Source organism: Sulfitobacter sp. TMED3, from assembly GCF_002167505.1.
GTDB lineage: Bacteria > Pseudomonadota > Alphaproteobacteria > Rhodobacterales > Rhodobacteraceae > Sulfitobacter > Sulfitobacter pontiacus.
The window spans coordinates 86980-95521 of the sequence record NZ_NHBI01000051.1; the positions used below are offsets into that span (position 1 = coordinate 86980).

Consider the following 8542-nt stretch of genomic DNA (forward strand, 5'->3'; position numbering starts at 1 on the left):
CAAACCTGACAGAACTGGTTAACATTTTCCTTATTGCCAACAGGAGACACCCATGGCCCATCTTCGCAAACGTATTCTAGGCACCTGCGCTGCCGCGCTGATGGCCACCGGCGTCGCCGCGAAAAACGACATCACCGTCGCGATGCAACTTGAGCCACCGCATCTGGACCCGACAAGCGCTGCGGCGGGGGCCATTGATCAGGTGCTCTATTCCAACGTTTTCGAAGGCCTGACCCGCTTTATGGGCGACGGATCGGTCGTGCCCGGGCTGGCGCAATCGTGGGAAATCTCTGACGATGGCCTGACCTATACGTTCAAACTGCAAAGCGGCGTGACCTTTCACGACGGAACGACGATGGATGCTGCCGACGTCAAATTCTCGCTTGACCGGATTAATGCCGAAGACAGCGCAAACGCCCAAAAGGCGCTGTTCGGTGCGATCTCGGAGGTAACAGTCGTCGACCCGTCGACCGTCGAAATCAAACTGTCAGAGCCGGACGGCAACCTGTTGTTCAACCTCGCATGGGGCGACGCGGTGATCGTGGCACCCGAAAGCATCGACAATATCAAGCAACTGCCCATCGGCACCGGCGCGTTCAAATTCACCAGCTGGACCCAGGGCGACAATATCCGTATCGAGAAGAACCCGAACTACTGGGGGACCCCGGCCGCGCTGGATATTGCCACATTCAAATTCATCTCTGACCCGACCGCCGCTTTCGCGTCGATGATGGCCGAAGATGTTGATGTGTTCGCCGGCTTCCCCGCGCCCGAGAACCTGCCGCAATTCGAAGCGGACCCGCGGTTTCAAGTGCTTGTCGGTTCTACCGAGGGCGAAACCATTCTGGCGATGAACAACAAACAGCCGCCGTTTGATGACCCCAAGGTGCGCGCCGCCGTCGCCCATGCCATTGATCGTCAAGCCATTATTGACGGTGCGATGTTCGGATACGGCACGCCCATCGGTACGCATTTCGCGCCCCATAACCCGGCCTATGTCGATCAAACCGCGCTGAGCCTGCATGACATCGAAAAATCCAAAGCTTTGCTGGCCGAAGCCGGCTTTGCCGACGGGTTCGAGACCACGCTGGACCTGCCGCCCCCCTCCTACGCNCGCCGCGGCGGAGAGATCATCGCCGCGCAGCTGGCCGAGGTTGGTATCACCGCCAAGATCAATAATGTCGANTGGGCCCAATGGCTTGAAACGGTGTTCAAGGGAAAGAACTTCGGCATGACAATCGTAAGTCACACCGAACCGATGGATATCGGCATCTACGCCAACCCTGATTACTATTTCCAATATGACAATCCTGATTTTCAGGCTTTGATGACCAAGCTGAACACGACCACCGACCCGGAAGCACGCAACGCGTTGCTGGGCGAGGCGCAGACCATGATCGCCCAAGATCACGTCAACGGTTTCCTGTTCCANCTGGCGTCACTGTCCGTTGCAAAGGCAGGTCTGACCGGCCTTTGGCGCAATGCNCCGACGCAGGCTGTCGACCTTACCGGTGTTTCNTGGNCCGAATAGGGCGACATTTGAAGAAAGCGATAGAAGGGGGGCTTGGGCNGTGCGCAATGCCCCCTTTTTTATACCATANGNTTACCCCCCGCTCGCCCGAGTTGTGCCATTGCCCAAGATCGGCAGCGTCTGAACCTTCGCCGCCACCCGCGTAGGGAAAGCGCGCCCGAAGATATCACTGGTCAAGCCGAACTGCCTTATCCGCCCCTCGGACAATANTAGCACTTTGTTCAACGCCGAAATTGCACAGGGCTGGCGCGCCGTGATCACCACCGTGCTACCCCGATCACGCATATGGCGTGCGACCTCCGCCACGATCTGTTCAGCATCGGGACAGCTGAAAAGCGACCGCAGCGGATCATCCATCAAAACCAGCGCCGGATTGCAGACCAACGCCCGCGCCAGCCCGATCTGCTGTANCTGCCCTTGGGTTAACGAGGATCCCCNACCCCCGCTCACAACACTCATATACCCATTCGGAAGAGCCATAATGGCGTGGTGTACACGGGCCAGCTTCGCAGCGGCGATCACCTGCGCATCCGTGGTATCGGGGCGAAATCTGGAAATGTTGTCGAAAATCGTCGCGGGCAGAAGATCAATGGTATCGGGCAAATAGCCGATCGCAGGGCCNATCTGCGCGGAAGGCCATCGGNCCAGNTTAACGGCATCAAACCGAACCTCACCGGTTGTAGGAGCCGCAACGCCAACNGCCAGTTTTGCCAATATGCTTTTGCCCGCATTTGGCCCGCCAAGCACGCACAGCCCATCCCCCGGTGACAGGTCAAAAGAGACATCCTTCAGCCCGTTTTCCGCTCGCCCCTCGATCCCGTGGGAAACGGCNGTGAAAGAAATCCGGCCCTTTGGTTCAGGCAAAGCAACCCCCTCGCGCGCCGGGATATTCTGAGAAAAATGGTGGTGCAGATGGCGGTGCGCGGACCAACCGCATGCAATCCCCTGCCAGCCGCTGATCATCTGGTCGATAGGGGCCAGTACGCGCCCCGCCAAGATCGAAGCGGCCATAATCATCCCCGCCGAGATTTGGCCCTGAATGACCAATATGGCCCCGACTGTCAGGATCGAGGATTGCAACATCAGGCGGAACGATTTGCTGAACGATGCCAGTGCATCCGGCGGGGCATGCAGGCGCTGNTGCCACGCCAGACTGCTGCGCTGAAGCCCGCGCCAATATGTGGCAAGATCATCTTGCATACGCATGGCGCGCAGCGGCTCCGCCAGACGGCGACTGTGATAGGACATATCAGCGAGGGTATGATCCTTATTTGCAGAGATGTTGATGGTGTTGCGCGTCAAATATCGGCCCGTTGCCATCATGGCACAAGCCAACGCCGCGCCGCCCAGAACCATCGCCCCCAACCAAGGGTGAATGATGAATAGGGCCAACAAAAAGATCGGCACAAACGGCATATCACAGACACTTATGAACGCGGNACTAGACAGCAGACGTCTAAGNTGCCCCAGTTGTTGCAGGGGCTCNTGTGCGCTTGCCGGTACGTTGTTCTTTTCATCATTGCTGANCCAAGCCGCGAAACACTCAGCCCCAAGCGCCAGGTCCAAACGCACCGAAAGACGGGCCAAAAGCCGTTGCCGGATCAGGTCAAAAAGCCCGAAGAAACAATAGAGAAGCAGTACAAGCCCGAAGAGCCCCATCAGCGTGACCACTGAGCCACTAGGCAAAACGCGGTCATATATCTGGATCATGTAAATCGATCCTGTGAGCAGCAGGATGTTGATCAACCCACTGACAACAAAAAGCAGCCCAATCCCCCCAAGCTGTGATCGCAACGCGGCGGCATAGATGTTGTGCGTCTGCACGTTGCACTTCCCCCAAACCAATCAGTCGTCATGGCCGACATCCCCTTGCGGCCTGACTTCTGTGGTAGGGTGATTTCCTTTACAAAGTGGAAAAATTGGCAAATCCGAAAAGGATCAATATTTCAAATTGTACGTTCATTCTGCGGGGATCGCGGCTTCGCATCNACCATCCACAGTCCCGCCCCAAATATGAAGAATACGAAACCATAGATGCTGCCCCAAATGTGCACCGTCGACAGCGTGAGGGTGAGCCCTGTAAAGCAGAGTATCCAGCCTAGCCGTAGCGCCGCTAGGGTCCGATCCATGGTGAAATCTTTGCGCCCGACACGCCAGAGCGCATAGCCATAGCCGACTGTCAAAAAAGTAAACGCCGGCAATCCGAAACGCATCGCGATAAATAGCCAAAAATTATCGATACTCGAGGTGTGCATCCAAACCGGCCTGAGCCAATCGTTTAGCCCAAGTCCAAATACAGGCGCGCTCCAGACATTGGTCATNCCCCATTGGAAAATAGCNGACCGCCAATAGGCGCTTTCGGCAGAAAATGTCGCATAGCTCATGAAAACTTGGATCGGGGTTCGATTGGAAAGGAGATCAATCACGACGTAAAAAATAACAAAACAGGTTGAGAGGATTAGCCATCGTCGCCCGATCCTGCGACATAGGNANCTCCAGAATATCAGCCCTATCTGCACGATTGCCGCCAGCAGCGCGCCGCTGGACAGCGATAGNAAACAGCTGGCGCAAATCACCGTCATAACCACGGACCGCAAACCCAAGCTGTGCCGTCCCGCCAGNCCGATAAAGTACAGNGACGTCGCNATTGTACAAAACAAGCCCCAGTGAATTGGATGCTCGAACGAAAGTTGCACCCGCTCCAGNCCCATGCGGCGATCAATCGCCAGATCCACCGGGGTCGNAAGCCCGGTCATCTTCCNCAATTCAATGNGAACAGATGTCCCGCTTTGCGACTCTATCAANGCCANAGGGAAGCATANCACGATCAGTCCTGTGAGGATCTTAACCACTGCGGCAAAGCTGTGTCTGTCTCGGATAAAGGCGCGCCCGATCAAATACCCGCCTAGAAACTCGACCCCGATTGAGCCTGCATTCTGTGTCGCTTCCACCGGGTTGTTGACCGCCAAGGCCAGCGAAACCCAGAGAAAATGCATAAAGAACATAATGTCTGTCAACAAAACACGCCCGAAGTGGCCGCAAAACAGACGGAGACTTAGCGGAATAATCAGCACTGCTAATAACGCCTTGGTCCCGGTCATATAGACCGACCCTAAATTGAAGCCGACGGGCACCAGCAGGAGCCCGAAATACACGAGCACAACCCGTGATACGGGCCGTTGACGGTATAGCCGTATGCGCTTGAGAGAGCGGTGCTGGTCCGTCGCGTATATATGGTTCACGTCCAAATCATATCTGTCCTTTCGTAAGAAGAATCGGCAGTGCCACCACCATTGGGCTGAACATTTAATATTGCGTGAAGATTAACCCGCCCTTCGCCTCTTCCCCTGCGAATGCAACGGCTCAGCGAGGTTGATATGTATCGATGCCTACGAATTCTGATCGCAAGGTATGGACTATGCAGATGACACTCGGACTGGGCATGAAACTGGGGCAAACGATGGCGGGGTCGCTGCCGCTAAAGATTTCGCCCGTCACGGAAATTCTTGCAGATGGTTGGCGGGCCGAGCACCGAGATATNCCGTCGTTTTCCACCACTTCCGAGGCGCGGAATGTGNCCGTGAACCGGCGCGGTTTTGATACGGCGGCGACGGCTGTCAGCANGGCTTCGGTTGTGCAGCTCACCAGCCGTGTCAGGCAGCCCTACCCANATCATTCAAATTTTACTGACAAGACAGTCGCGTGTTCAGACTTTGTTTACGCGGGCGATACTATCAACGGTGCAATCAATCACAGCACAAGGCCAGCGCCCCGGCCTATTGCCATGTGGTTAAACCATGACCGTGAGAGGGTAGAAGATGATGCACATATACTAAGGCTGGCAGTTGCCCACGCATATGCCCAACAGGGGCAACCCGTCGCGGCGGTGCGGTTCATCGTCCGCGATACGCTTGGCAACGAAGCATCGCAGCTTGTGTCGTCGCAAAGCAGTCTTGGATTTGAGGCGTCGGGNCTCCATGTTCCGCATTATGCAGCGACGGTTGATCTATCAGGCTTGGCCCAGGGGGATTTATTGACTGTAGATGCCACCATCTACCCATGGGTGGGGGACGCCTTTTCCATCAGTGCCGACGCCGATGAATATCCGTCCCCCAACCTGACGACGCTTCGGATGCTGAACGACACGAGCGGCGGGTATGGGGCATGTTATGCCCANGTCGATGGAACCANGGGCGACGATGCGACGGGTCAGGCTGCGTCTGCGCGCGCAGATGCCATTGCCGCCCCATTTGCGTCAATCGCGGCCGCGGCCNACGCGATNAAGGAATTTAATGCCGCGCATTTTGGGCGGGTGGATGATNCNGGNGGTGGNACGATTTTACTGGCAGAGGGGGCGCATATCCTAACGCCTTTCAAGGCTGCCGGTCGCTCGGCACAGTTGCCCTTGTGTATCAGGGCTGAAGACCCGTCCAAACGGGATANCACGATCTTAACGGACGGTGGNGTCAATCGGTTCAANGGCATACCAACGCACCTCAAGATTTGTGATGTCACTTTGCAGAAAGGCGGGGCGAACACGGTGTTTCTGGACAGTGGTGCGGACTCGGCAGGCAATCTTTTGATAACNAAGAACTGTCTTTGGGACGCCAACGGATTCGGCAGCTACGGCGCTTGGGTTTACCGGGTGGGGCGCTTTGTACAAATCAACTGCTCCGTCGTGCCCAACGAAGATCCACACCAGGGCAATTCNTTTTCGACCGAAGCAATCATGGTCACNGCGATCGGCTGCAAANGCTGTGCNGGAACAATNACCTATCANGCGCTCGGCTGTTCGGGGCTTGNCGAATTTACCCTCCGGGCGCCGATTGGCAACCGGCCTGCCATGACCGGCACGTTTTTAGGGTGGAACACATTCAGCAATGGCAGCGCGACCAATGCAATCGTTTCCGTAAGCGCCGAGATCGGNGNGCGGGGCTTTGCTTTTGTAGGGAACATCGTGGAAAGCTGGGGGAGCTCNACAAATGCNGCGCTGCGATTGAACGCTGACAGCGACACAAATGCAGCCCAAAACATCGTTGTGCACAACAATACCATCGCGGGGGAACGCGCGAATTTGCTGTATCTGGACGGCANCGAGAACGTGGCGAANTCGGGCTCTTTNCGGAACAATCTGTTNCACCGCATCAATATCAAAAGCGATGTATTTTCCGGCGAAACCTCCCTTACCGGCAACTGGCCAGCGCGGTACAAGGTTGGATGGTCGCATAATGTCGCAATCGCAGGGTCAAGTAATGAACCCGGCTATGGCCCGTCCTCGTGGCTGGGGGAACTGCCGTCGATCGGTGAGGTTTCACATATCGCCTCGCCTTGGGTCGACGANCGCTCTCACACCGGCAGCAACACNGGCAGCGGTGACTACCGCCCCGACGCACTGTCCGATCTGCCCAAAATATCACCCGCGCAGGCCCCCTATGGNANCGACCTTGTGGGAAATACATTGNGCNATANCGGCTTTATCGGCGCGGTGCTATCCTNCGCGTGATCAAAGNCCCGCGCTGCCCCTCCCGCNCGAAGGTCAGCGCGGGNCNTTCAATCCAGTGCCAGGACNATACCGCGCNNAGCAACGTCAACGGCAAGGCCAGCGCNATGTTCAGCGCNGGCGTCATGTCCNCCCACACCCAAACCACCANCCCCTGCAGCGGCATCGCGTAAATATATATNCCGTATGAATAATCTCCGACCCTATTGAACATCAGCAGGGGGCCNANCTTGCAATACCCNGCCCAGAGGCTGGTGTAGGTCACAGCCAGTGCAAGCATTGGAAANGCNAAAACCGTAGCNTGCACNGCCCATGTCAGGACGATCAACCCAAGGACGAAGGGCCACCGCAAGGNGATATAATNGCGCCAGATCCAGCAGGANGCCCCGAAAACAAAGGGCAANGACAGCAGCCGCGTTTGCTGTAGGCGCGGATGAATGAGGTCGCCGAGATACGGCGCGANNCANCCNCGCGATCAGGTANAGCGCCAANAGCACCGCCATCACCCGCCGGCGGGACAGGGCCCCGACAAGGCCGACGAACAGGATAAGTGCATAGCAGGCGACCTCATGCGCGAGCGTCCAAATCGACCCCTCTACGGTGGGATAGGGGTTCGTCGTGAACACGCCCGGCAAGGTATATTGTGGTTTAAACAAGAGTATATTTTGCACGATAAACCGCGCCGTATCGGGATGNGACAGNTACGTACCCGCGTCTAACCNGCTGACCAGCGGCCCCATGATCAGCGCCACGATCANGATGGACACGGCCAACCCCGGCAGCAGACGCGCGGCCCGNGCCNTGACAAAGGACAAGGCAGACCCCTGCCGGTCGTAGCTGCCCGCGATGAAAAAGCCGGACAGGCCAAAGAANACNAAAACCGCCAGCTCCCCCAGCGAATAGCCAAGCGCTGTTTTCAAAGGCTCNACCGTGCCGCGCCCAAGCGCGAGCGGCCACGCGTGAGAGACCAACACCGCCACCGCCGCNAGAAAGCGAATGAGGTTAAAGTGGTTGTCCCGCCCGATGGCAAGCTCGGACAGNCGGGGCGGCTTGNCGCGTCTCTTCATGGTGAGCGGCTGCCGTTGCTTTGGCCGGGGCATGTCACTTGTGCGGTCAAAGTCTTCTTAACGGTGCTGTATCGCCTTGGGATCCATCCCATCGGGTGCTCCTTTTGTGAAAGTAATTCTGCAGACATCAGGCAGCACCATCGCCAGACCGGCCAGCAACAGGCCGAAGCCTGCGGCCCGAACCCCCATCGGCTGGCCCTGCGTGAAAACCGCCCAAGCCAATACCGCGACCATACAGATCAGCGGCAGGGCCAATGACCGGAGCGGCACCCGTTGCACGCGGTGCATCCAGAGCAGCGCAATCATCAGCCCCGCGGCTTCGCCCAGTCCTGCGATATGCACCACATGGGGCAGGCTTGCGCCTTGCAGCACACCCCATGCCGCGAGGGGGAGGAACGCGATGCGCAACAGATCCGTAAAAAGCTCGGTCTTGCGATACCCTTC

The 8542-nt window shown here is 57.2% G+C and carries 4 protein-coding genes and 1 pseudogene; 1 reads left to right on the top strand and 4 read right to left on the bottom strand.

The annotated features are described in order from the left end of the window. Nucleotides 1-52: 52 nt before the first annotated feature. Nucleotides 53-1531 (top strand): ABC transporter substrate-binding protein, encoded by a 1479-nt coding sequence (locus CBB63_RS13075; RefSeq protein ID WP_286699459.1) that lies wholly within the window; start codon nucleotides 53-55, stop codon nucleotides 1529-1531. A gap of 72 nt (nucleotides 1532-1603) precedes the next feature. Here the strand turns inward: CBB63_RS13075 and CBB63_RS13080 are convergent, their stop codons facing one another. The 4 genes and pseudogenes from CBB63_RS13080 to CBB63_RS13095 all read right to left on the bottom strand — a co-directional run. Continuing rightward, nucleotides 1604-3241 carry a type I secretion system permease/ATPase gene (locus CBB63_RS13080; protein ID WP_502695928.1) on the bottom strand — a complete coding sequence of 546 codons (1638 nt, stop codon included), beginning with the start codon at nucleotides 3239-3241 and terminating at the stop codon, nucleotides 1604-1606. Nucleotides 3242-3477: 236 nt separating this feature from the next. Next, nucleotides 3478-4632: an O-antigen ligase family protein gene (locus CBB63_RS13085; RefSeq protein ID WP_502695933.1), complete on the bottom strand. Its 1155-nt coding sequence runs from the start codon at nucleotides 4630-4632 to the stop codon at nucleotides 3478-3480. Nucleotides 4633-7234: 2602 nt separating this feature from the next. After that, a complete protein-coding gene (locus CBB63_RS13090) occupies nucleotides 7235-8131 on the bottom strand; it encodes an acyltransferase family protein (protein ID WP_353744269.1) in 897 nt (298 codons plus the stop codon). Between the two features lie 24 nt (nucleotides 8132-8155). Then, a pseudogene (locus tag CBB63_RS13095) lies at nucleotides 8156-8542 on the bottom strand (oligosaccharide flippase family protein); the annotation flags it as partial.